Source organism: Micromonospora sp. NPDC048898 (assembly GCF_043198035.1).
Classification (GTDB): Bacteria; Actinomycetota; Actinomycetes; order Mycobacteriales; family Micromonosporaceae; genus Micromonospora.
The window spans coordinates 453,407-478,093 of sequence record NZ_JBICUF010000002.1 but is presented as its reverse complement, the minus strand read 5'-3'; the positions used below and the strand labels follow the sequence as shown (position 1 = coordinate 478,093).

Sequence of the window (24,687 nt, the reverse complement as noted above, 5' to 3'; positions counted from 1 at the left end):
CGGCCGACTCCGCGGCAGCGCCGTCGCACCCTCGAAGCCGGCGACGCTATCGACGGGCGTCCCGTGCGGCGGCTAACCTGTGGCCCCACCGACCATCGATGTGAGGAGATGCGATGGCGCGCCGCACCGGCCGGCCCTCCTACCTGTCCGACAACCCCGACGAGCGTCGTCGCCGCACCGCCCGGGTCGTGGCGGTCGCCGGGGCGATCGCACTTGTCACCGCCCTGTTGGGCGGGCTGATCGGCTACCAGGTGGGCCAACCGGACGCCACCGAGGCGTCCATCGCGAGCATCAAACAGGCCGACGCGAAGCGGGACGCGCAGCAGATCGTCGAGCTGACCGAGACGGCCCGCCGCGTCAGTGCCCAGATCGCTCCCATCCTGACCACCCTCAAGGCGGACACCGCAGCCGGGCGCGCGCCGGATCCGGCGCAGGCCCGGCGGTGGCAGGAGACCATGCGGGAAGCCGCCAAACCGTTCGAAGATCCGCCGTCGGGGACCACCGCCACGAACGTGGCGCGAGGCGGGCTGCGCGGGGCGATCCAGCAGGCCGGCCTGGCCGTCGACTCCTACGCGCTGGCCGCCAGCGTGCCGGCGGCACAACGCGCAGCCCTGTTGGACCTCACCGCGCGGCAGGCGGCCGAGGCCGTGACGATCTGGTCGGTCGCCGCGACCCAACTCGACCAGGTCAGCATCGACGCCGGCCACGGCCATCAACACGTGTTCCTCACCACAGACGCCGAGGGATCGGCCTTCACCCCGGACGGGGAGGCCGAGGGCACCGGCGGTTGAGCGCTCGTTGCCGCTCGGTGTCGGGTTTGCCGACGGGTGCCGGCGGACCGCCGCGCAGGGACGACCGCGGCGTGACCTGGGAGCGACCCGCCGGGATCGGGTACGGTCGCTTATCGCAAAGTCTATGAACCAGATTGGCTTTCTATGCGATGGAAGCCGAACCGGAGGGACACAGCCGTGAGGTTCCACAGCGCCGCCCGTCAGGCCGGTCTCGTCGTGGCCGTCGCCGCCCTCGCGCTGAGCGCGGGATGCGCCAAGAAGGACGACAGCGAGGTCCAGGCGAGCGGCGTCAAGCTGGTCGAGGCGGGCAAGCTGACCGTCTGCACCCACCTGCCGTACCCGCCGTTCCAGTCGAAGGACGCCAGCGGCACGGTGACCGGCTTCGACGTCGAGATCATGGACCTGGTGGCCAAGGACCTGGGCGTCCAGCAGACGATCATCGACACCCCGTTCGAGGGGATCAAGTCCGGTCAGGACCTGAACACCGGCAAGTGCGACGCGGCGGCCGCCGGCATGACGATCACCGCGGAACGGCAGAAGGTGATGAACTTCTCCGACCCGTACTTCGACGCCACCCAGGCGATGCTGGTGAAGACCGGCAAGTCGTACAAGACGCTGGACGACCTGCGGGGCAAGAAGCTCGGCGTCCAGGCGGCCACCACCGGTCGTGACTACGCCAAGAAGTTCGAGGCGGAGAAGGGCCTCAAGCTTGTCGAGTTCGAGGATCTCGCCGCCCAGCAGCAGGCCGTGGCCAACGGTCAGGTCGAGGCGGCCATCAACGACCTGCCGGTCTGGTCCGAGTACCTGAAGAAGAACCCGGGCGGTTTCCAGGTCGCCGCCGAGTTCGACACCGGCGAGCAGTACGGCTTCTCGGTGAAGAAGGACGGCAACCCGGAACTGCTCAAGAAGATCAACGAGGCGCTGGCCAAGGCCAAGCAGGACGGCAGCTACGACAAGATCTACGAGAAGTGGATCGGCAAGCGGCCGAGCGCCTGAGCCGCAGGGCGGCCGAGCGCCTGAGCGCTTGAGCCGCAGCGCAGTACCGGAGGGCGCGCGTCCCGCGCGCCCTCCGTGTCGGTTACCTCCGGGAAGGCAACGAGCGAACGTGAAGCTGCGACGCCGCCAGCGGGAGCGGTTGTTCCTCGGGCTCCAGTACCTGGTCTTCATCGCCGTCATCGCCGCGGTGCTCTTCGCCGCGGACTGGGACCGGCTGGCCGACGCGTTCTTCCGCGTCGACATCATCAAGTCGATGTTCCCGACGATCATCACCGTCGCGCTGCGCAACACCGTCCTCTACACGCTTGGCGCGTTCGCCTTCGGTCTCGTGTTCGGCACCATCCTCGCGCTGATGCGGCTGTCCCGGGTGGCGCCGTACCGCTGGCTGGCGACGGCGTACATCGAGCTCTTCCGGGGTCTGCCGGCGCTGCTGGTGCTCTTCCTCGTCGGGTACGGCATCCCCATCGCCTTCCCGGAGCGGGAGATCCCGGGCGGCGTGTTCGGCTCGATCGCGATCGGTCTCGGGTTGACCGCCGCCGCGTACATGGCGGAGACCATCCGGGCCGGCATCCAGGCCGTCCCCAAGGGGCAGATGGAGGCGGCCCGCACCCTCGGCATGTCGCACTTCACCGCCATGCGCACGATCGTCATCCCGCAGGCGTTCCGGATCGTGATCCCGCCGTTGACGAACGAACTCATCCTGCTCACCAAGGACTCGTCGCTGGCGTACGTGCTGGGTGTGACGGCGCAGACCATCGAGGTCACCAAGTTCGGCCGGGACATGCTGAACGACCGGGTGAACGCCACCCCGCTGCTGGTGGCCGGTCTCGCCTACCTGATCATCACCCTGCCCCTGTCCCAGGTGGTACGCCGCCTCGAACTCCGCTACGCCAAGGCCCGGTGACCCGCATGACGAGCACAGCACCCCGCCCGGCCGTCGAGATCCGGGATCTGCACAAGTCCTTCGGGCCACTGGAGGTGCTCAAGGGCATCGACTTCGAGGTCGGCCAGGGCGAGGTGGTCTGCGTGATCGGGCCGTCCGGGTCCGGTAAGTCGACACTGCTGCGCTGCGTCGACCTGTTGGAGGAGTCGACGGCCGGCAGGATCTGGGTCAACGGCGTCGAGATGACCGACCCGGACGTCGAGATCGACGCGGTCCGCCGTGGCATCGGCATGGTCTTCCAGTCGTTCAACCTGTTTCCGCACCTGACCGTGCTGAACAACCTCACCATCGCCCAGCGCCGGGTGCTGCGGCGCGGCCGGGCGGAGGCCGAGCGTGTCGCCCGGGCCAACCTGGACCGCGTCGGGCTGGCCGACAAGGCCGACGCCTTCCCGGCGCAACTCTCCGGTGGGCAGCAGCAGCGGGCGGCGATCGCCCGGTCCCTGTCGATGGAGCCGAAGCTGATGCTCTTCGACGAACCGACCTCCGCGCTCGACCCGGAGTTGGTCGGTGACGTGCTCACGGTCATGCGCAAGCTGGCCGAGGACGGCATGACGATGATGGTGGTGACGCACGAGATGGCGTTCGCCCGCGACGTCGCCGACCGGGTGGTGTTCATGGACGGGGGAGTGGTGGTCGAGCAGGGGCCGCCGCAGGAGGTGCTCGGCAACCCGCGGCACGAACGGACTCGCGCGTTCCTCTCCCGGGTCCTCGACCCGACCCGTGTCGCTCCACTCGGTCAGCCCGACCAGTCGCCGGAGCCGCCAGCGGCGCCGAGCCTGCCGGCCGACGACCGCCACCACCTCTGACGACCCCTTCCGTACGTCTGCCCGCCGGGCTGCCTCATCGAGGGCAGCCCGGCGTTGTGCGCTGTGGGCGGGTTCCGTGTCAGGATCATGTCAATCGACGGACGTCGTAATGTCAAGGTAATCTTTTTGCAAACAGACCTGGACTTTCGTCGATGGACTACATAAGTTGCAGACATCCACCGAAAGCTCTGAGTCTTCCGAGCAAAGTCCGCGACGAGCCTCACCTCAGTCGTGCTGCCGCCCCGTGTTCGGCGGTCGTTGCACCCTGCCCTCGTCGCGTCTTCGCCCGGTCGGGAACGGAGACCCATGGACGAGCACGTCGTTGGCTCCCCACGCCAACTGTCCCGCAGATCCCTGATCGCCACCGGGGCGCTCGCCGCCGGTGCGCTGGGCGCGGCCGCCCCCGCGATCGGCACCGCGTTCGGCGGTAGCCCCGCACAGGCCGCCGCCGGCGTCACGAAGAAGATCACCATCTACGCCGAGCAGTTGCCCGGCGGCCTGTTCGGCTACGGCCTGGCACCCGGCCAGGCCACCGTGCCGGGCCCGCTCCTGGAGATGTACGAGGGTGACACCCTGGAGATCACCCTGGTCAACACCACAAGCCAGCGGCTCTCCATCCATCCGCACGGGGTGGACTACAGCACCGACTCCGACGGCAGCCCGTTCAACGCCTCGTTCAACAATCCCGGTGAGACGCGGACGTACGTCTGGCGCTCACACGAGATGGTGGCCGCGGCGGGTCGGCGGTACATGCCGGGCAGCGCCGGCTACTGGCACTACCACGACCACGCCATGGGCACCGACCACGGCACCGCCGGGGTCGCCAAGGGCCTCTACGGGGCGCTGATCGTCCGTCGCCGGGGCGACATCCTGCCGGAGAAGCAGTTCACAGTCGTGTTCCACGACATGACGATCAACAACCGGATGGCACCGGAGACGCCCATGTTCGAGGCGAACCTGGGCCAGCGGGTGGAGTGGATCAACATCGGCCACGGCAACCTGTTCCACACCTTCCACCTGCACGCCCACCGCTGGGCGGACAACCGCACCGGAATGCTGGAGGGCCCGAGCGACCCGAGCCTGGTCATCGACAACAAGGACCTCAACCCGGGCAGCTCGTTCGGCTTCCAGGTGCTGGCCGGCGAGGGCGTCGGGCCCGGGGCGTGGATGTACCACTGCCACGTGCAGAACCACTCCGACGGCGGCATGGCCGGGATCTTCCTGGTGCGCAACGCCGACGGCAGCATGCCGCCGGGCGCCGAGGAGGCGATCCACCGGTTCCAGGGCCACACCCACACGCACGCAGGCTGACCCAACCGAAAGTGGGGACGGGGATGACCAGACAACCACGACGAGTCCTTGCCGCGATGGCGGCCTTCGCGGCGCTGATCCCGGCATCGGCGGCGGCAGCCGCACCGGGATCGGCAGCGGCACCACGACCGGCAGCCGCACCGGCGGCGCAGCCGCAGAAGACCGCGGTCCTCGTGTTCCACGGGCCGGTGGCCGAGCAGCAGGACCCGGTGTCCCGCGCGGTGGACACCATCAAACAACTTGGTGCCGGTCATGACATCGATGTCACGGCCACCACCGACCCGGGCGTGTTCACCGCGACCGGGCTGTCCGCGTACCGCAGCGTGGTGTTTCTCTCCGCGACGGGCGCCGCGCTCAACCGCGACCAGGAGTCGGCGCTACAGGGCTACATGAAGGCCGGCGGTGGCTTCGTCGGCATCGCCGACGCCGCCCGCGCCCAGGTCGACTCGGCCTGGTTCACCGGCCTGATCGGCACCCGCCCGGCGGGTGCCATTCCAGTGGCCGAGCCGGTGGCCGCGGTGACCGCCAGCGGCGAGAACCCGCCGACCGAGAGCAAGGAGAAGCTGACCGACGGCGACGCCAACACCAAGTGGCTGGTCCGCACCCCGACCGCGTGGGTGGCCTACCAGCTGGCCGCGCCCAAGCGGATCACCGGGTACGCGCTGACGTCGGCCAACGACTTCGTCGGGCGGGACCCGAAGGACTGGACCCTGCAGGGCTCCACCGACGGGCAGAACTGGTCCGATCTGGACCGCCGCACCAACCAGAGCTTCGCGGAGCGGTTCCAGACCCGCCGGTTCGACATCGCCACGCCGCAGGAGTTCACCCGCTACCGGCTGAACATCACCGCCAACAGCGGGGAGCCGCTGATCCAGCTCGCCGACCTGCGCCTGTTCACCGGCACGGCCACCGCGCCGCCGCCGACCCCCGTGAACCGGGCGGTGGTCGACATCCTGGACCGCGAACACCCGGCCACCGCGTCGTTGCCCCTGACGATCACCCGGTCCGACCGCTGGGACAACTGGGACCCGAACCCGATCGGCAGCGTGCACACGCTCGCCCAGGTCGAAGAGCGGCACTACGACCCGGGACCGGGCGCCAACGGCCCGTTCCACCCGGTGTCCTGGTGCCGGGACTACGACGGTGGCCGGTCGTTCTACACCGGCATGGGCCACACCGAGGGCAGCTACGGTGAGGAGGCGTTCCGCGCACACCTCGCCGGGGCGCTGAACTGGACCACCGGCCGCGTACGCGGCGACTGCCAGGCCACCATCGCCGCGAACTACAAGGTGGAGCGACTCACCGCGGCCAACCAGACCGGGCAGTTGGACCAGATCGGCGAGCCGCACGGGCTCACCATCGCGCCGGACGGCACCGTCTTCTACGTCGGCAAGGCGGCCTGCCCGAGCGGCCCGATCGCGGACTGGACCGATCCGAAGGTCGGCCTGGGCTGCGGCACCATCCACTCCTGGGACCCACGGACCAAGCAGGTCAAACTGCTCACCACCCTGGAGGTGATGGGCAACCGGGGCAGCGGCTCCGAGTTGGTGAAGAACGAGGAGGGTCTGCTCGGCATCGTGCCCGACCCCGCGTTCGCCCAGAACGGCTGGCTCTACGTCTACTGGATGCCGCACGAGTCGATCGACCGGGTGCAGCGGGTCGGGCAGCGGACCGTCTCCCGGTTCACCTACGACCGCGAGCAGCAGAGCATCGACCAGGCCACCCGCAAGGACCTGCTGCAGTTCCCCGTGCAGATCCACAGTTGCTGCCACGCCGGCGGCGGCATGGCGTTCGACGCCAAGGGCAACCTCTACGTCGGCTCCGGCGACAACAACTCCTCGGAGGGATCGCAGGGCTACGCGGGCAACAACTGGACCCAGGAATACCAGGGCATCTCGTTCCAGGACGCCCGCCGCACTTCGGGCAACACCAACGACCTCGCCGGCAAGATCATCCGGATTCACCCGGAGGCCGACGGGACGTACACCATCCCGGAGGGCAACCTCTTCCCGCCGGGCACCGAGAAGACCCGGCCGGAGATCTACGTGATGGGCGTGCGCAACATCGCCCGCCTCCAGATCGACCCGGAGCACCAGTGGCTGACCGCCGGCTGGGTCGGCCCGGACGCCGCGTCGCCCAGCCCCACGCTCGGCCCGGCCAAGTACGAGACCGCCACCATCATCACCTCGGCCGGCAACCAGGGCTGGCCGTACTGCATGGGCAACCGGCAGCCGTACCGGGACCGCAGCAGCACCGACGCGAGCGTGCTGACCGGTTGGTACGACTGCGACAACCTGAAGAACACCTCCCCGCGCAACACCGGACTCGTGGACATCCCGGCGGCCCGGGACAACATGATCTGGTATTCGCCGGACGGCGGCGGCCCGGTCTTCCCGAAGCGCACCGACGGCAGCGACCTGCCCACCTACGTCGCGGCCGACGCCACCTACACCCAGCCGTACCTGCGCGGCGGCGGGCAGGCCATCATGTCCGGCCCGACCTACCACCGCGACCGGGTCGACCCGAACAGCACAGTGGCGTGGCCGGCGTACTGGGACGAGAAGTGGTTCATCGGTGACCAGTCGAACGCCGCCAACCGGGTGGCGGTCACCGTCGATCCGGCCGGGGTGCCGACGGCGGCCCCACCGGTCTACGCGGAGTCGCTGCGCGCCATCATCCCCAGCGGCAACGGCGACACCCGGCTGCAGAGCTGGATGGACGCCAAGTTCGGCCCGGACGGCGCGCTCTACCTGCTGGACTACGGAGGCGGGTTCTTCAGCCTGCACCCCAACCAGAAGCTCGTCCGGATCACCTACACCGGCGGCGCACCCACCCCGGCACCGGCGGCGAACGCCGTCGCCGTCCAGAACAAGCCCCTGACCATCGCCTTCGACGGCGCGCGCTCCGGCGGCGTCGGCCACCGCTGGGAGTTCGGCGACGGCACCACGTCGACCGAGGTGAACCCCCGGCACACGTACGCCAAGGTCGGCACCTACACCGCGAAGCTGACCGTCACGTACGCCGACGGCGAGACGGCCACGGTGCAGACCACCGTCACGGTGGGCTGCGCGGTGCCGGACGACCGGCAGAACGTGTGGCTCGGCGACACGGACACCGGGGTGCCCAGCCGCACGGTCGGGCAGGGTTGCACGGTCAACGACCTGATCGACGACGAGAGCACCTGGGCCGACCACAACAGTTTCGTCCGCCACGTGACGGCGGTGACCCGCACGCTCCAGGACGACGGACTGCTCAACGCCCGGGAGAGCGGCACGCTGACCCGGTTGGCCGCCGCGTCCGAGATCGGGCGCACCGGCCACACCGGGTACGAGCCACTCTTCGACGGCACCGCCGAGTCGCTGCGCGGCTGGCAGCAGGCCCCGACGGGATCGTTCAGCATCCAGCCGGACGGGTCGCTGCGCTCCAGTGGGGGCCTCGGCATGCTCTGGCACACCAAGGAGTTGGGCGACTTCTCGCTGAAGCTGCAGTTCCGGGACATCGCCCCCGGCACCGGACGGGCCAACACCGGCGTCTTCATCCGCTTCCCGGACCTGCGAACCCCGCTCGACCAGCGACCGGAGGGCAGTTGCGGCACCGTCGGATCGGCCCGGACCTCGCCTGCCTGGATGGCGATCTACTGTGGACACGAGATCCAGATCTACGACGGTGAGACCGGGGAGCCGCAGAAGACCGGCTCGGTCTACAACTTCGACCCGGTGCCGCTCGCGCAGGCCGGCGTCACCCCGAAGAACGAGTGGAACGACTACGAGATCCGCGTGGTCGGCCAGCACTACACGATGATCCGCAACGGCGTGGTGATCAACGAGTTCGACAACACGCCGGGCAAGCAGTCCTCCCGTGCCGGCGATCCACCGACCGACCTGCGGCAGTTCCTCCGTGGCTTCATCGGTTTGCAGAACCACGGTGACAACGACCTGGCCGAGTTCCGCAACATCCGCGCGCGGGAACTCTAGGAGAAATGATGACCCGACGACTCATGGCCGCGCTGTCGGCGCTCCTGCTGACGGTGGTCCCGTTGGCTGCGACGCCCGCCTCCGCCGCCCCGCGTGTCGCCGCGGACCAGGTGCTGACCTGGACCGCCGACGACAACACCACCCGCTACAAGTCCGCGCCCGCCCAGGCGGTGGCCGGCGCGACAACGATCATCTGGGAGAACAGCGCGGCCACCGGCAACACCACCGGGATGCCGCACACGCTGACCTTCGACACCAGCACCGAGGGCTACAACCACGACGTCACGCTCAACATCCTGGCCAGCCCGTTCGACGCCAACGACGGCCGCTACCAGGCGACGGTGAATCTGACCCCGGGTCGGTACCGCTACTTCTGCGCGATCCCGGGGCACAGCCAGATGGTCGGCGAACTCGTCGTCACCGACGGCGGAGGGGGCGGCGACACCACGCCGCCGACCGTCGACGCCACCGTCTCCGGTGACCGCGACGCCGACGGCAACTACCTCGGTGCGGCCACGGTGACCGTCACGGCCACCGACGCCGACTCCGGTGTGCAGACCGTCGAATACCAGGTCGACGACACCAGTTTCCAGCCGTACACCCAACCGGTGCCGGTGACCGCGGTCGGCGACCACTCGGTGCAGTTCCGCGCCACCGACGAGGCCGGCAACACGAGTGCGGTCGGCTCGGTGTCGTTCCGCATCGTCGAGCCGACCGAGGAGGACACCACCGCGCCGGTGGTCACGGCCACGCCGGCCGGCGAGCAGGACGGCGACGGCAACTACATCGGTACGGCCACCGTCACGCTGACCGCCACCGATGCCGGGTCCGGCGTCGCCACCATCGAGTACGCGCTGGACGGAGGCGCCTTCACCGCGTACACGAACCCGGTCGTCGTGACCTCGGTGGGCATGCACATGCTGCACTACCGGGCGACCGACGTCGCGGGAAACACGTCGGCCGAGCAGATGGCCCACTTCACCGTCGTGGAGCCGCAGGCCGAGGACACCACCCCACCCACTGTCGCCGCCACGGTGGCCGGTGACCGCAACGACGACGGCGCGTACGTCGGCGGCGCCACGGTCACCGTCACCGCGACCGACGACGGCTCGGGAGTGGCGTCGATCGAGTACGCGCTCGACACCGGAGGCTGGACCGCGTACGCCAGCCCGGTCGTCGTCCGGACCGTCGGCGCGCACACCCTGCGGTACCGGGCGACCGACACCGCCGGGAACGTCGCCACCGAGCAGTCCGCGACGTTCACGGTGGTGGCCGACGGCACCGACGGCTGCCCCGCGTCGGACACCCGGGCCACGGTGATCATCGACGGTGACGACACCGGAGTGGCGAACGTCGACACCGGCAACGGCTGCACCGTCAACGATCTGATCGACGAACACGCCGACTACCCCGGCCACGCCGCGTTCGTCCGGCACGTCGAGGCGGTCACCGCCGCGCTCGTGACCGGCGGCACGCTCAACCGGCGGCAGCAGGGCGCCATCGTCCGGGCCGCGGCCCGATCGGACGTCGGCGCATGAGTCCTCGAACCTCATCGACAGGGAGTACAACGATGCCCCGACGTACCGTCGCCAAGCTCGCCACCGTGAGCGCCGTCGTCGCCGCCTCGGTGTTCGCGGTGGCGCCCACCGCCCACGCCGACCTGGTCACCCACTGCATCGGCACCGGCGGCGCCGTGACCGTGCCCAACGACCTGCTCGTACCGGCCGGCGAGTCCTGCGCGCTGACCGGCACCACCATCACCGGCAACGTCACCGTCTCGGCCGGCGCCAACCTGGTGGTCGCCGGTGGCCGGATCAGCGGTGAGGTACGCGTCGCCGCGGACGGCTACCTCGACGCCACCGAGACGAGCGTCGACGGCCAGGTGGTGCTGGCCGCCGGCGGATACGGTCTCTTCTTCAAGGACGCCCGCAGCGGCAACGTGACGGTGCGGCCGAAGGGCACCGCGACCATCGACAGCTTCCTGTTCGTGGAGCAGTCGACGATCGTCGGGACCGTCACCGCCGGCGCCGGTGAGGTCCGGATCGACCGCGGCACCCAGGTGCAACGCAACGTCAGCAGCACCGGCACCTACTACACCGACGTGCACGACTCGTTCGTCGACGGCACGCTGTCGGTGCTGAACAGCGCCACCGGCAGCGTGGTGTGCGGCAGCGCGGTCCGGGGGCGCGCCACCTTCGCCGGCAACCTCGGTGGTGTGCAACTCGGCCCGAACGGCACGCTCGACAGTTGCGCCTCCGGCGGCTACTGGGGCGCGGACGTCAGCGTCACCAGCACCACCGGCGGCGTCACCGTCGACGACAACATCATCAACGGTGGGTTGACCGTCACGTCCAACGACCCGGTCGCCCAGGTGGCCGCGAACAACCGGATCCGTGGCGGCGTGACCGGCGAGCAGGCGGCGGCGACCAGCAACCGGGCGGCCCGGGTGGCGGCTCCGGACCGGGAGGACGCCGGCGACCAGCGGGCCGAGACCCGTCGTACCTCGGCGGTGCAGGAGGCCAGCGCGGCCGGCGCCGCCCGGCTCTAGCCGATCGATGCGACGACGGCCGGTCACCCCGGGTGGGGGTGACCGGCCGTCGTCGTCGTGCTCGTCGGCTAGAAGTTGCCTGCCGAGTTGCACTTCACGCCCTGGTCGAGGCAGTTGCGCACCCGTGCGGCGAGCGCCTCGTCCTTCCAGGCGTTGAAGAAGTCCGCGTGCATGGAGAACGAGGTGCCGGAGGCGAGGGTGATGCCGTCGGTGTTCGCGCTCAGCGGGTAGGAGATCACGAACGACACCGAGGGGACCGGCACCGGGTGGCTCTTCGGGCAGGCTCCGGTGTGGTCGCCGTTGGCCATGTGCGCCTTGTGGTCCGGGCTGTCCAGGTGCTTGCCGTCCCAGCAGTCCGGGAAGGTGATCTGCCGGACGATGTTCGCGGTCTTGGCGCAGACCGGGAAGGTCTTGTCGGCGCTGCGGCCGATTTCGCCGCCGATGCCGGCACACCAGAAGTGGTTGCCCTGCTTGTCCGGGGTGTCGACCTGATTCTTGGCGTTACCGGTGATCATTCGCAGGCCGAACGGGAAGGGCTGGGTCTTACTCGGATCCTTCAGACGCGAACCGTAGTAGACGGTCACCTCCGTCGGGTCCACGACCTTGCCGTTCTGGAACATGGTGGGCACCCAGTAGGCGGACTGGTCGTCGGGCGAGTTGCACGTGGTCGCCTTCGACGCCCGCAGCGATTCGGCTGTCGAGTTGGCGTCGGTCGACGTGTTGCCCCAGAACGTGTGGTTGTGCGAGCCGCCGACCAGCTTGGGCAGCACGATCGGGTCGTCGCTGTTGTGGTGGCTGGTCTTGCAGCCGACGTTGAACTCGGGCACCTTCACCGGGTTGCCGGTCACCGGCTTGGGCTTGCGTGCGAAGAACGCACTCGTCGCGGCGGCCTGCGCGGCCGGATCGATGGTGATCCAGCCGCCGACGGCGGTCGGCGGGGCGGTGCTTGTCGACGGGGCCGACGGCTTTCCCGAGGCGGACGGGGTCGCCGAGGCGCTCGGCGTGCCCGGCGTGCCGGACGCGTCGCCGGGCGTCGGTGCCTCCGGGCCGGGCGAGCCGATGCCGGCGTCGCTCGATGGACTGGACGCCCCGGGAGTGCCCGGGACCTCCTTGCATCCGCCGGCGAGCGCCACGCTCAGCAGCAACAGGGCGGTGACGGAACGACGCCGTCCAGGGGTGGGTCGCAGATTAGTCAACGGGGGTGCACCTTTCTTCCGAGCGAAGAATACGAGTGCACCCCCGGCCGACTTCCTGCCGAGACGATTAAGTCTCCCTTAAATATCGCTGTGCGATTGCGTGAGCAGCATTGCGGAACCATCCGGCTGTCGTATTAATCTCGTTTCCCGATCTTTTCTCGAAAAACTGTAATCGACGACTCCGCTGGCACTCCACACGGTCGTGCGGCAGGCCGTCCCGACGCAGATCGCGCTGCCCGTCCCGAGCGTCGCCGCCTACACCGTTTGCCACCGCTTCCTATCCTCCGGGTCATGGCGTACGAGCCGATGATGGTGCCCAGCCCGAAGCCCAACCGGACAGCGCGGACGGTCCTGATCGTCGTCGCCGCGTTGCTGTCGGCGTGCTGCGTGGTCGGCGTCTGCGCCGGCTTCTGGATCTACCGCAGCGTCCGGGACAACGTCGAACCGGCCCGGGCCGCCGCCACGGCGTACGCGGACGACATGCAGGCGGGCAACTACCCGGCCGCGTACGGGCGGCTGTGCGCCGAGGTGCGCAAGAACCTGACGCCTGAGGATTTCGCCCGGATCCAGGCTGCGCAGTTGAAGTTCAGCAGTTACGAGATCACCGGCCTGATCGTCAACAACTACAACGGCCGGGTCACCGCGACGGCCACCGTCGAGGTGGTCCAGGAGGCCACGGGCGCGCGGTTCACGCAGAACATGGTGCTGGTCGAGGAGGACGACGAGTGGGTCGTCTGCCAGTGACGTCCCGCACTACTGCCCGGTCGGCTTGTAGAAGTCGCTCGGGTCGTTGGCCAGGGACGCCTTGACGTACGAGCGCCACTCGTCGGCGAGGACCTCGATCCGTTCGGCCTCGATGCCGTCCAGGGCGACGCGTACGACGTCGGCGGGGTCCATGTTGTCGCCGTCGTAGCTGGCCGACATGTCGGTGTCCGCCATGCCCAGGTGTAGGCCGGTGACGAGGTTCGTGGAGGTGGAGATCCCGGCGTTGTTGACCAGCAGGGTGACGTCGGAGGCGATGGAAGCCGCCTCCTCGACGGAACGCGGGTCGGTGATGTCCAGTCGCAGCGTCTCGACGCCGGGGATGTCGATGCGCTCCGGGGTGCGGGCGGTGGCGTACACCTTGGTCGCCCCGCGTTCCAGCAGCTGTCCGGCGAAGTGCCGGCCGAGCCCACGGTTGGCGCCGATGACCAGCGCGATCGAACCGGTGATCTTCATGATTGGTGCCTCCTGGCAGATTCAACGACGTGCCGTACGCGAGCTACGCTAGAACCTGACGCTGACGTGAGAGACAAGTCGTGTGGCTGGTGTCACCGACCGGGGGAGGGGCCATGCGCATCGGTGAACTGGCCACACAGACCGGCGTGTCCGTGCGAGCGCTGCGCTACTACGAGGAACAGGGGCTCCTTGCGGCCGAGCGGAGCGGCGGCGGTCAACGCCACTACCCGGACACCGCGGTCGACCGGGTGCACCTGATCCAGATGCTGTACGCCGCCAACCTGTCCAGCCGGACCATCCTGGACCTGCTGCCCTGCGTCGACGCGAATGTCAACACCCCGGAGTCTCGGGCCATGCTGCGCGCCGAACGCGCCCGTATCGATCGGCAGATCGACCAGCTCCGGCAGGCCAGAGACCGGCTCGACGCGGTCATCACGCTCAGCGAGAGCCCGGCCAGCGGCTGCACCCGGGTGGAGGTCGACGCCCTGGTGTCCTAGAACGTGACCCCGGGTTCACCAACCATTGAGGAGGTGACGGTGGCCTGACACGATGTCGCGCTCCCCGCGCCCCCGGTAATGGCCCCTGCGGGCGCTGCCTCCGGCAGGTCCGGATTGTTCCGCCATTTCACCATCTTCGGATCTGCCTCAGGAAGATCTTGGACTGAATTGGACGCCGGAGTTCGTCCTGCGTCTATGTTCGATGAGTCGTGCGGCTTGTTGGCGTGGACACGGGGAGGTCCGGCGCGATGGCTGAGTTTCCGGCTCATCTGTTTCGGATGGATGGTGATCCGTCGGCGATTCGGTCGTCGGCGTCGCGGTGGCAGGGCTTCGGTTCGGCGGCGACGCAGGCGGCGGCGCAGATCACGGGTTTGGACACGAGTCAGTTCGTGGGTCCGGAGGGGGATCTGTTCCGGGAGGGCCTGAACGCCCAGATGCCGGGGCATTTGCGGGTCACTGGTGATGCGTTCGGGCGGGTGTCGACCGGGTTGACGACGTTCGCGGGGTCGTTGTCGTCGTTGCAGGATCGGATGCGTCCGTTGGCGCAACGTGCTCCGGGTTTGTGGGCGGCGTTGCAGGCGGCACGGGGCCGTGCCGATCGGGCGAAGCAGGCCGATGAGCGTCATGAGCAGGAGGTCGCCGACCGGCCACCGGACGCGGAGCCGGAGCCGGACACGTACCGCTCGGATGCGGGGGCGGCGGGTTCGGCGTTGTCGCAGGCGCAGCGGGACTGGGACGAGTGTGTGGCCCAGGCGGGTGCGTTGCGGGGTGAGTTGTCTACGGCGGTGCGTGACTGTGTGCGGGCCGTGAATGACGCGAAGGGTTTGCGGTTCAAGGAGAACCCGAAGTGGTGGGATCTGAAGGGTCAGTTCACCAACTTCGTCCGCGATAACCAGGAGTTGTTGGCACAGCTGTCGGGTGCATTGAAGATCGTTTCTCTGGTCGCCGGGTTGTTGTCGTTCATTCCGATTCTCGCGCCGATCATGGGTCCAATCGCGATCGCTGCTGGTGCGGCCGCGCTGCTGATCGACGCGTCGCTGTATGCGGCGACCGGTAAGGGCAGTCTCACCAATTTGTTGATCGACACGGTGTTGACGGTCGTGCCCATCGGCCGGTTGGCGATGCTCGGCAGACCGGTGTTGGCGCTGGCCAAGCGGGGGTTGCCGACCCTCGCCCGGGGCCTTCCCAAAGTGCGTGCGGCGCTGCCCAACATGCCCCGCCCGAGCATTCCCATGGGCGCGCGCAAGGTTGCGGCTGACCCGATCGACGTGGCCAGCGGCGAGGTGGTGCTCACCCAGACCGACGCCGAGCTACCCGGCCTGCTCCCACTCGTCCTCCAACGTAGTCACCTGTCGTCGTACCGGGTAGGCCGGTGGTTCGGGCCGTCTTGGGCGTCCACCCTTGATCAGCGGGTCGAGGTCGACGAGCAGGGGGTGTGCTTCGTCGCCGAGGACGGCATGGTCCTGTCCTACCCGCCGCCTGCCGGAGTCGACGCGCAGGCCATGCCGGACGCGGGTCCCCGTTGGCCGCTCACTCCGACGGCGACCGGTTTCCGGGTCGAGCAGCCGGAGACCGGTCGTGCCCTGCACTTCCAGGTAGTGCCCGACTTCCAGACGGTGCCCGACCAGCCCGACCAGCCCGAGCCCGAGGGCGGTCGTCCCGGGCCCGAGCCGGAGGGCGACGGTGACCCTGTTCGGGTGTTGCCGCTGGTTGCCGTGACGGACCGCAGCGGTCATCGGATCGACGTGGACTGGCGCGACGGTGTGGTCACCGAGGTTCGGCACAGTGGTGGGTACCGGATCGCGGTGGACACCCTGCACGGGCAGGTGGCGGCGCTGAGCCTGCTCGACGCGGAACCCTCCGGTGAGGCTCGGACGCTTGTGCGGTTCGGCTACGACGATGCCGGTCACCTCGCCGAGGTCATCAACGGATCAGGGCTGCCGCTGCGGTTCGGCTATGACGACGATGGCCGGTTGGTCCGCTGGCAGGACCGCAACGAGCAGGAGTACCGCTACACCTACGACGAGCAGGGCCGCTGCGTCGCCGCGACCGGCTCGGGCGGATACCTGTCCGCGCGGCTGCACTACGGCCCGGTCGGGCGGAAGACCGCGGTGGACGACTCGCTCGGCCACAGCACCATCTATGAGCTGACCGATCGTGGCCAAACCGAGCGAGTCACCGATCCGTTGGGTCATGTCACGGCCTTCACCTGGGACCGGTTTGATCGGAAGCTGTCCGAGACCGATGCTCTCGGGCGGACGACTCGTTGGTCCTACGATGACGACGGCAACCTGGTCGAGGTCACCCGCCCGGACGACACCCGGGCGACGGCGTCGTACAACGATCTGGGTCAGCCGGTCGTGGTCACCGACGTCGACGGCGCGATCTGGCGCCGCGCGTACGACGAGCGCGGCAACCTGACCATGATCACCGACCCGGCCGGCGCAACCACCCGCTACCGCTACGACGAAGCGGGCCACCTCAGTGAGGTGACCGACGCCCTGGACAGCGTCCTGGTGGTGGCCACGGATCCGGCGGGGTTGATCAGCCAGATCGCCGAGCCCACCGGCGCGGTGACGACCTACCGGCGGGACTCCGCCGGCCGGGTGGTCGAGGTGATCGACCCCCTCGGCGGCACCACCCATCTCGGCTGGACCGCCGAGGGGCGGCTGGCATGGCGGCGAAGTCCGGACGGGGCGAGCGAGGAGTGGACCTACGACCCGGAAGGCAACCTGGTCACTCACACCGGTCAGACCGGGGCGACCACCGAGTTCGAGATCGGCCCCTTCGACCTGCCGGTAGCGCGTACCGGCCCGGACGGCGCCCGGCTGACCTTCACCTATGACACCGAGCTGCGCCTCACCACGGTCACCAATCCGCAGGGGCTCGTCTGGCGCTACGACTATGACCCCGGTGGGCGGCTGGTCGCCGAAACCGACTTCAACGGCCGCACGCAGACCTACACGCACGACCCCGCCGGCCAACTCGTGGCCCGCACCAACGGCGCCGGGCAGACCACAGAGCTGGTCCGTGACCTGCTGGGCAACGTCGTGCAGAAGCGCACCGCCGAGGGCGTCACCACCTTCGGGTACGACCCGGCCGGCCGGCTACTGCACGCCACCGCACCCGAGGTCGACCTCCGGTTCGAGCGCGACCCACTGGGTCGGGTGCTGGCCGAGATCCGCGACGGGCAGACCGTTACCTCGTCCTACGACGCCCTGGGCCGACGGACGCACCGGCGTACCCCCGCGGGGGTCGACAGCGCCTGGGAATACGACGCCGGCCACCGGCCGACAGCGTTGCGCACCGGCGGCGCGACGGTCAGCTTCACCCACGACGCGGCCGGCCGGGAGACCCGGCGGACCGTCGGCAGCCTCGCTCTCACCCAGAGCTGGGACTCCAACCACCGGCTGCTCTCCCAGATCCTCACCGCCAGCCCTCCTGGACCAGCCGCCATGCCGGACCTGGTCGCCCACCGGGCCTACCAGTACCGCGCCGACGGTTACCTGACCGGCGTCGCCGACCAGGTCACCGGCGAGCGTCGGCTGGAGCTGGACCGGGCCGGCCGGATCACCGCCGTGCAGGCCGACGACTGGACCGAGCGATACGCCTACGACGACGCCGGCAACGTGGCCAGCGCCGCCTGGCCCGGCGCGGACGGCGACGGCGGCGCTCGGGGTGAGCGGGAGTACACCGGAACCCTGATCCGCCGGGCCGGGAACGTGCGCTACGAACACGACGCCGCCGGCCGGGTCACGCTGCGGCAGCGAAAGGAGCGTTCGACCAAGCCCTCGACCTGGCGCTACACCTGGGACAGCGAGGACCGGCTGACCGCCGTCACCACCCCGAACGGCACCCGCTGGCGCTACCGATACGACGCGCTCGGCCGCCGAGTCGCCAAGCAACGCCTCGACGCCGACGGCAGCGTGGTCGAGCAGGTCGACTTCGCCTGGGACGGCCCGCGCCTGATCGAGCAGACCCACCGCGGCGACGACGGCGACCGGACCAGCACCTGGGAGTACACCCTCGACACGTTCACCCCGATCAGCCAGACCGACGCCTCGACTGACCAGGACGAGGTGGACCGCCGCTTCTACGCGATCGTGACCGACCTGGTCGGCACACCCACCGAACTGGTTGACCCGAACGGCGAAACCGCCTGGCAACAGCGCACCACCATCTGGGGCATCCCGACCCACACCAGCACCACGGGTGTCGACTGCCCGCTGCGCTTTCCCGGCCAGATCCACGACCCGGAAACCGGCGCCTCGCACAACTACCACCGCTACTACGATCCGGTGACCGGCCGATACCAGTCTCCTGACCCACTCGGACTCGTTCCGGCCCCGAACCCCTACGCCTATGTGGACAACCCTACTGATCTCATCGACCCATTCGGTCTCGCGCCGTGTGTCCCGTCCGGCCAGGTCGGCCGGAATGGTGCTCTGAACCAAGCGAAGCGTGACCTGGGTATACCGCGATCGCAGCATCCGGATGCAGTCAACCGTGTGCCGATGACGGACAAGTGGGGCAGGCGGATTCTGGACGAGAACAACCGGCCGATCATCACGCGGGAATACGTCTACACCAGACCGGACGGCAGTAAGGTGGTCATCCAGGACCACGCCGCTGGTCACCAATTCGACGGTGGGGTCGGTAACCAGGGTCCACACTTCAACGTCCGGCCGCCGGAGAACACGAGAACGGGACACGTCCCGGGGACCACCGACCACTATCCTTTTGTGAGGTAACGCCCGTGCCCACTTGGTTGGATTTAGTCGAAGACCCGCGCGGCGTCCGCTCCATCTACGGAGCGGATAACCCCCCCTCGTTGGAGAAGATCCTGTTGCACGAGGTTGTGCTCCGGCGGGATGGCCCTTCGGCCGTCCTAAGATTCGATCTGCCGGAGTTCCCGACGAATGCGCCGAGAAAATGGCGTGACCAGGGCTTCAACGTCGTACAGGTCGGCCTGACGATGATTGGCGTAAAGGACATCTCCCTGACGGGCTGGAACCACCGTGGTTGGGCCAGCATGGAGCTGGCCGCGCAGGATGATTCGCTGATGCTGGAAGTCCTGTGGGGATCGGCTCGCATTCAGGTGCAGGCGGACGCGGCGGCCGTGACGTCGATATCGGCTTATGCCGGCGACCTGTCCCTTGAATAGTCTCCGAACGTTATTGACATGGGGCGCTTCTTCAGTGCCCGAGTCTTTGACAAGTTGGACTTTTTCGTGAGTAGAGAGACCGAACACCTCTTCCGGGTCCGACTTGCCGGCTGGGGTATCTACGTCAGGATCCAGGCTGGACATTACTATCCGGAAGGGGAACCATTCAGCGGTGCGTGGCTGAGTGGTAATGTCTTTCTTGTGGTGGACGAACCACACCTTGATGCTGGCGACCTTGAGATGATCAGGCTTGGTGTTCTGGATGTTGCCTCTGATGTCGAGTCTCTCAAGCCTGGCGCCGCGGTGGTCGTAGTAGTGTCTTCGGTGACTTTGGTCCTGACGCAATATCAACCGGAGGGTTTGCGGGCGGCCGTGATTGGATGGGCCAACGAACATTTCGGTCTCAGGCACCCGATGCCGGAGGTTGTCTACATTTCAGCTTCGGCTGGGTACGATTTCAATTTTCTTTCAGCATGAGAGGGCTGCCACTAATTGGCCGATATCACGAAATCCCTCGCGGTGGGAGCGTCAGTGGAAGCGACGTGGAACGGTGAGGTGGCGCCGGTGCCCATTCGGTTGGATCTAGTCGAAGACCCGCGTAGCGTCCGCTCCATCTACGGAGCAAATAATCCGCCTTCGTTGGAAGAATTTCCCGACGCGCAAGGTTGTGCTCCAGCGGGATGGGACGTCGGCCGCCGCCTCCAAGAGGGTAGCTAATATCTGGCATTACTGCGCACGTGACTGCGAGCAGGCCCACAGGTCGGTCGGCGCGAAGCAGCTGGCACGGCGGGTTCTTCCGCATTAGACGGTGGGGCGGGCGGTGCCGGAACGTGGGTGGGCCAGAGGGTCGATGCGCCGCCGTGGATGCCCGGCCTACGGTGTGAGGGTGATCGTGCGGACCGGATGGACCATGCCCCACTCGCCCGACGTGTTGTGGCCGGCGCTCTGCGACTCGCGCCTGGAGTTGCAGCCGCGCTGCCCGGTGTTCTACCTGGGTACGCCCCGACCCACGTCGTGCCGACTGCCCGACGGCCCGGGCGAGGTCGGTGCCGCCCGGCAGTGCGTCTCCGAGCAGGGTGTGGTGCGACAGCGGATCACCGTGTGGGAGCCGCCGGCCCGGTTGGCCTTCCACATGGAGTCGACGAACCTGCACTTCCACCGTTTCGTCGACCAGCTCGGTGACCTGTTCGAGTTGACGCCGGTCAACGGCGGCACCCGGGTCATCCGGACCACGACGGTGACGGTCCGTGGGTATGGTCGGCTCGCGCTGGAGCCGGCGCTCTGGGTCGGGCTGAAGTCGGTGCACCGCTTCGTGTTCCGTAACTGGCAGAAGATGGCGCTGTCGCCCCCTGCCGCGGTGTAGGCGCGGGAGGGCCGGCGGTCAGGTCGGGGCAAGCTCCGGGATGCCGTAGTGCTTGTCGAGGACCTGCATGGCGGCGCCCGCGGCGATGGCGTCCGCGCCGAGGCTGGACAGGGTCACCCGCGTGGTGAGCCAGTTCGCGCGTCGCGCGTCCGCCGAGACGGCCTCGGTGACCGCCGTGAGATAGGTGTCCGGGTGTCGGAGGAGATCCGCGCCCGCCAGCACCACGTGGGCGAGGTCGAGGGTCTGGAGCAGGTTGACGACGCCCACCGCCACGACACGGGCCGCGCGTGCCAGGTCTCCGGCGTCGGCGGCCTGCTGGTGCATGATCTCCAGGCATCCGTGTCGGCCGCAGACGCAGCGGGGGCCGTCCAGGTCGACGACCGTGTGGCCGAACTCTCCCGCGTTGGTGTGTGCGCCTCGGTGGGCTGCGCCGCCCAGCCAGAAGCCTCCGCCGATCCCGGACTCGATCATGATGAGTGCCGCGTCGCCGAACGTCGCGCCGTGTCGCCAGGCTTCGGCCGTGATCCCGGCGGTGACGTCCTTGTCGAGGTGGACGGGCAGGCCCAGGTGCTGCTCGGTGAGCTCGCGCAGCGGCACGTCGTGCCAGTGCCGCAGGCCGTGAGCGCCGCGGACCAGGCCGTGGGCGTGGTCCAGTGGGCCGATCATGCCGATGCCGACGCCGGTGAGTCGGCCGCGCAGGTCGGCGCTGCCGGCCATCGCGTCGATGCCGGAGCGTAGGGCGTCGAGAAGCTGCGGCGGGGTGAAGTCGCCGGGCAGGGGGCTGACCGTGGAGTGCCGCACGGTGCCGGCGAGGTCGACCAGGACCAGCCGCAGCGTGCGTCGGGCGACGTGGGCGCCGATCGCGTACCGGCTGTCGGGGACGAGTTCGTAGACGACCGCGGGCTTGCCGACGCCCGGCCGCCGGACGTCGGTGGGACGGATCAGGCCCTCGGCGCTCAGACGGGCGATGACCTTGGAGACCGCCTGTGGGGTCAGGCCGGTGGCCTCGACAACTGTCGACCGCTCGAACCGTCGGGCGGTACGCCCCAGCGCCATGACCAGCGCCTGGTTGTAGCCGCGCAGGAACCTGACGTCCGCAGTGATGCGAGTCATCTCGCCACCCTATTACGCAACGCTGTTGCTAAATTTTCTCGGTGATCGGAATGAGCAGAGGTCGACGGGTGGCGGCGCTTGTCGCCCTGGCACTGGGTGGCGTCGCTATCGGCCTCACCGAGTTCGTGGCGATGGGCCTGCTGCCCGACATCGCGCGCGATCTGCTCGCGCCGCAGTACGCCCAGTCGTCCTCGGGAGCGGTCGCGCGAGCCGGCTGGATGATCACCGCGTACGCGCTCGGCGTGGTCGTGGGCGCGCCCCTGATCGCCGCGCTGAGCGCGCGCCTGCCCCGCAAGAGGCTCGTGCTCGGGCTGCTCGTGCTCTTCGCCGTCGGCACGGTCGGGTCCGCGCTCGCCCCCACCTTTGACCTGGTGCTGGTGGCCCGGTTCGCGGCGGCGCTCCCGCACGGCGCGTACTTCGGAGCGGCCGGTCTGCTCGCGGCGACGCTGATGGGCCCCGGTAACGAGGCCCGCGGGTTCGCCACCGTGCTCAGCGGCCTGACCGTGAGCAACGTGGTCGGCGTACCCCTCATCACGCGGCTCGGGCAGGCCGCCGGCTGGCGCGTCGCGTACCTGGTCATCGCCGGTGTGTTCGTGCTGACGCTGCTGGCGGTGCTGGCAGTCGTCCCGGAGGTGGCCGCGGCGGTCGACGGGTCGCCGGCCGCCGAGTTGAGGTCGTTGCGAACCCCGCAGGTCTGGTTGGTCGCCGCGACCGGCGCGGTCGGTTTCGCCGGGTTCTTCGCGGTGGACAGCTACATCGCACCGGTCACCACCGACGTCGCCGGGCTCTCCGCCGCGACCGTGCCGTGGGTGCTTGTCGCGGTGGGTCTCGGCATGACCGTCGGCAACGCCCTGGGTGGCTGGTTCGCGGACCGCGACCTGCGGCGGAGCATGGTCATCGGGTTCGCCGCGATGATCGTGAGCATCGCCGCGTTCAGCCTCGTCGCGTCGACCCCGGTCGGTCTGTTCGTGGGCGCGTTCCTGGTCGGTGCGACGAGCCTCTACCTCGGCCCGGTCCTGCAGGCGCGCCTGATCACCGTCGCGCCGGGAGCGCAGTTGATGGGTGCGGCGGTCAACCAGTCGGCCATGAACATCGCGAACAGCCTGGGCGCCGCCCTGGGCAGTGTCGCCATCGCCGCCGGGCTCGGTTATCTCGCACCCGCCCGGGTGGGCGTGGTCCTCGGGATCATCGGGTTGGCCCTGGGGCTGGTCAGCTTCGCCGTCGGTCGACGGACGCGCGAGCGTGTCCCGGCCACCGTCCCGGGCTGATCCCGACGAGGCCGAGGTGCGCCGCGGCCGTCGGTCAGTTGACCTCTTTGGCGAGCAGGTCGCCGAGCGCCGCACGGACCGGATCGGGGTTCGACCAACTCCAGTTGGGGTGCGCGCGGTTGGTGAGCAGGGCGAGGACGAGCTTGCGGTTGGGATCGACCAGGAGGGAGGGGCCGGCGAAGCCGGTGTGACCGAAGGTCCGGGCCGAGGTGAGCCGGCCCATGAACCAGCTCTGGTGGAGAACGACGCCGAGGCCGTGGGCGGCGGTCCGGTTGGGCCGCTCCGGGTCGACGGCGGGTTTTCCGGCGTTGTGGTTGGTCAGCATCCGGCGCACGGTCGCCGCGGCGAGGATCCGCTTGCCCTGGTGGGTGCCTCCGTCGAGGAGCAGCTGACCGATGGTCGCGAGATCGGTGGCGGTCGCGAAGACGCCGGCGTGACCGGCGATGCCACCGAGGTGGTTGGCGACGTCGTCGTGGACGGTGCCACGGAGCAGGCCCCGCGACGATCGGGCGTCGGTGGCGACGAGTCGACTGGCCCTGGCGGTGCCCGACAACCAGGTGTTGGGGTGGAAACCGGTGTCACGCAGGCCCAACGGTCCGGTGAGGTTGCTCTTGAGCGCCTGGTCGAGCCGCTGACCGGTGACCTTCTCGACGATCTTGCCGGCGATCATGAGCCCGACGCTGGAGTAGCGGAAGGTGGTCCCGGGCACGGCGCCGGAGACCAACCCGGTGGTGAGCACGGCGTTCCAGCGGGCGGCACTGTCGGCGAGGCCGGTGACCTTGGCGCCGACGGGCAGGCCGCTGGTGTGGGTGAGTAGCATCTCGACGGTGACGCGCTCGGTGCCGGCTCCGCCGAACGTCGGCAGGTAGTCGCGGACCGGGGCGCCCAGGTCGACGCGTCCCCTGTCGACCTGCTGGAGCAGCAGGATGGCCGTGTACACCTTCGTGACCGAGGCGAGGTCGAAGATGGAGTCGGGGCGCATCGCGACCCGTTGGCTCGCCGGGAGGAGCTTCGGGCCGGCGCCGTAGCGCAGCGCCTCCCCGACGGCGGTGTGCACAGTCGTCTTCCCGTCGACCAGGACGACCGCGACGGCACCCGGAAAGCCCTTGTGCGCAACGGTCTGCGGTGTGGCGGGCAGGTGCCTGCGGAGCAGGGTCGTCACGCCCTGCGCGTAGCGGGCCTGGCCGGCCGGCCCGGCACCGCCACTCGGCGCCGCGGTGGCGCTCGGCGAGCCGGACGGGGCCGCGCTGTTACCGGCCGCGCCGAACCCCACCCGGTTGCCGGCGGCGTCGGTCGCGGTCACCGCGTCGCCGGGATCACCCGGGCCCGGCTTCGGCCCGCCGTCCGCACCGCAGCCGGTGAGGGTGGCGGTCGCGGCGGCCAGACCGGCCCCGAGCAGAGTACGACGCGCAACGGGCATGCCGGGAATCGTGACAGCTGACATCGACGTGTGCCAACCGAGCCTCACGGCCGACGGCATGTCCACCCGTCGGTCAACA

Annotated in this window: 19 protein-coding genes; 15 read left to right on the top strand and 4 right to left on the bottom strand. The window is 69.2% G+C overall.

Annotated features, from left to right (window positions below):
• Window positions 1-113: 113 nt before the first annotated feature.
• The 8 genes from ACGFIQ_RS08935 to ACGFIQ_RS08900 all read left to right on the top strand — a co-directional run bounded on the left by ACGFIQ_RS08935 (window position 114) and on the right by ACGFIQ_RS08900 (window position 11,369).
• Window positions 114-791 carry a hypothetical protein gene (locus ACGFIQ_RS08935; RefSeq protein WP_393241493.1) on the top strand — a complete coding sequence of 226 codons (678 nt, stop codon included), beginning with the start codon at window positions 114-116 and terminating at the stop codon, window positions 789-791.
• A 177-nt stretch (window positions 792-968) separates the two neighbouring features.
• Window positions 969-1,787, top strand: a complete 819-nt coding sequence (locus ACGFIQ_RS08930) for a basic amino acid ABC transporter substrate-binding protein (RefSeq protein ID WP_393241490.1) — start codon at window positions 969-971, stop codon at window positions 1,785-1,787.
• 109 nt (window positions 1,788-1,896) lie between these two features.
• Window positions 1,897-2,691: an amino acid ABC transporter permease gene (locus tag ACGFIQ_RS08925; protein WP_393241486.1), complete on the top strand. Its 795-nt coding sequence runs from the start codon at window positions 1,897-1,899 to the stop codon at window positions 2,689-2,691.
• Window positions 2,692-2,696: 5 nt separating this feature from the next.
• Window positions 2,697-3,536, top strand: a complete 840-nt coding sequence (locus ACGFIQ_RS08920) for an amino acid ABC transporter ATP-binding protein (RefSeq protein WP_393241483.1) — start codon at window positions 2,697-2,699, stop codon at window positions 3,534-3,536.
• A gap of 306 nt (window positions 3,537-3,842) precedes the next feature.
• Window positions 3,843-4,847 carry a multicopper oxidase domain-containing protein gene (locus ACGFIQ_RS08915; protein ID WP_393241480.1) on the top strand — a complete coding sequence of 335 codons (1,005 nt, stop codon included), beginning with the start codon at window positions 3,843-3,845 and terminating at the stop codon, window positions 4,845-4,847.
• 23 nt (window positions 4,848-4,870) lie between these two features.
• Window positions 4,871-8,821: a ThuA domain-containing protein gene (locus tag ACGFIQ_RS08910; protein ID WP_393241477.1), complete on the top strand. Its 3,951-nt coding sequence runs from the start codon at window positions 4,871-4,873 to the stop codon at window positions 8,819-8,821.
• 8 nt (window positions 8,822-8,829) lie between these two features.
• Window positions 8,830-10,359: an OmpL47-type beta-barrel domain-containing protein gene (locus tag ACGFIQ_RS08905; protein ID WP_393241474.1), complete on the top strand. Its 1,530-nt coding sequence runs from the start codon at window positions 8,830-8,832 to the stop codon at window positions 10,357-10,359.
• A 32-nt stretch (window positions 10,360-10,391) separates the two neighbouring features.
• Complete coding sequence (locus tag ACGFIQ_RS08900; protein ID WP_393241471.1) at window positions 10,392-11,369, top strand: hypothetical protein; 978 nt, start codon at window positions 10,392-10,394, stop codon at window positions 11,367-11,369.
• Window positions 11,370-11,437: 68 nt separating this feature from the next.
• Here the strand turns inward: ACGFIQ_RS08900 and ACGFIQ_RS08895 are convergent, their stop codons facing one another.
• Window positions 11,438-12,565 carry a DUF1996 domain-containing protein gene (locus tag ACGFIQ_RS08895; protein ID WP_393241468.1) on the bottom strand — a complete coding sequence of 376 codons (1,128 nt, stop codon included), beginning with the start codon at window positions 12,563-12,565 and terminating at the stop codon, window positions 11,438-11,440.
• Between the two features lie 291 nt (window positions 12,566-12,856).
• Between ACGFIQ_RS08895 and ACGFIQ_RS08890 the strand changes: the two genes are divergently transcribed.
• Window positions 12,857-13,309 carry a hypothetical protein gene (locus tag ACGFIQ_RS08890; protein WP_393241465.1) on the top strand — a complete coding sequence of 151 codons (453 nt, stop codon included), beginning with the start codon at window positions 12,857-12,859 and terminating at the stop codon, window positions 13,307-13,309.
• 9 nt (window positions 13,310-13,318) lie between these two features.
• On the opposite strand, the gene ACGFIQ_RS08885 is transcribed toward ACGFIQ_RS08890, so the two are convergent.
• Window positions 13,319-13,783, bottom strand: coding sequence for an SDR family NAD(P)-dependent oxidoreductase (locus ACGFIQ_RS08885; RefSeq protein WP_393241461.1), 465 nt, complete (start codon window positions 13,781-13,783; stop codon window positions 13,319-13,321).
• Between the two features lie 113 nt (window positions 13,784-13,896).
• Between ACGFIQ_RS08885 and ACGFIQ_RS08880 the strand changes: the two genes are divergently transcribed.
• The 5 genes from ACGFIQ_RS08880 to ACGFIQ_RS08860 all read left to right on the top strand — a co-directional run bounded on the left by ACGFIQ_RS08880 (window position 13,897) and on the right by ACGFIQ_RS08860 (window position 20,807).
• Complete coding sequence (locus tag ACGFIQ_RS08880) at window positions 13,897-14,280, top strand: MerR family transcriptional regulator (protein ID WP_393241458.1); 384 nt, start codon at window positions 13,897-13,899, stop codon at window positions 14,278-14,280.
• A gap of 248 nt (window positions 14,281-14,528) precedes the next feature.
• Window positions 14,529-19,031 (top strand): HNH/endonuclease VII fold putative polymorphic toxin, encoded by a 4,503-nt coding sequence (locus tag ACGFIQ_RS08875; protein ID WP_393241455.1) that lies wholly within the window; start codon window positions 14,529-14,531, stop codon window positions 19,029-19,031.
• Between the two features lie 5 nt (window positions 19,032-19,036).
• The gene (locus ACGFIQ_RS08870) at window positions 19,037-19,444 is read left to right on the top strand and encodes an Imm50 family immunity protein (RefSeq protein WP_393241452.1); all 408 of its coding nucleotides are present in this window, start codon (window positions 19,037-19,039) and stop codon (window positions 19,442-19,444) included.
• An 18-nt stretch (window positions 19,445-19,462) separates the two neighbouring features.
• Window positions 19,463-19,921: a hypothetical protein gene (locus tag ACGFIQ_RS08865; protein ID WP_393241449.1), complete on the top strand. Its 459-nt coding sequence runs from the start codon at window positions 19,463-19,465 to the stop codon at window positions 19,919-19,921.
• A 409-nt stretch (window positions 19,922-20,330) separates the two neighbouring features.
• A complete protein-coding gene (locus ACGFIQ_RS08860; RefSeq protein WP_393241447.1) occupies window positions 20,331-20,807 on the top strand; it encodes a hypothetical protein in 477 nt (158 codons plus the stop codon).
• An 18-nt stretch (window positions 20,808-20,825) separates the two neighbouring features.
• On the opposite strand, the gene ACGFIQ_RS08855 is transcribed toward ACGFIQ_RS08860, so the two are convergent.
• Entirely contained in the window at window positions 20,826-21,920 is a 1,095-nt protein-coding gene (locus ACGFIQ_RS08855) for an ROK family protein (RefSeq protein ID WP_393241444.1), read from the bottom strand.
• Between the two features lie 50 nt (window positions 21,921-21,970).
• Between ACGFIQ_RS08855 and ACGFIQ_RS08850 the strand changes: the two genes are divergently transcribed.
• On the top strand, window positions 21,971-23,188 hold the full coding sequence (locus ACGFIQ_RS08850; protein WP_393241441.1) for an MFS transporter: 1,218 nt from the start codon (window positions 21,971-21,973) through the stop codon (window positions 23,186-23,188).
• A gap of 34 nt (window positions 23,189-23,222) precedes the next feature.
• On the opposite strand, the gene ACGFIQ_RS08845 is transcribed toward ACGFIQ_RS08850, so the two are convergent.
• The gene (locus tag ACGFIQ_RS08845) at window positions 23,223-24,608 is read right to left on the bottom strand and encodes a serine hydrolase domain-containing protein (RefSeq protein ID WP_393241438.1); all 1,386 of its coding nucleotides are present in this window, start codon (window positions 24,606-24,608) and stop codon (window positions 23,223-23,225) included.
• Between the last annotated feature and the right edge of the window lie 79 nt (window positions 24,609-24,687).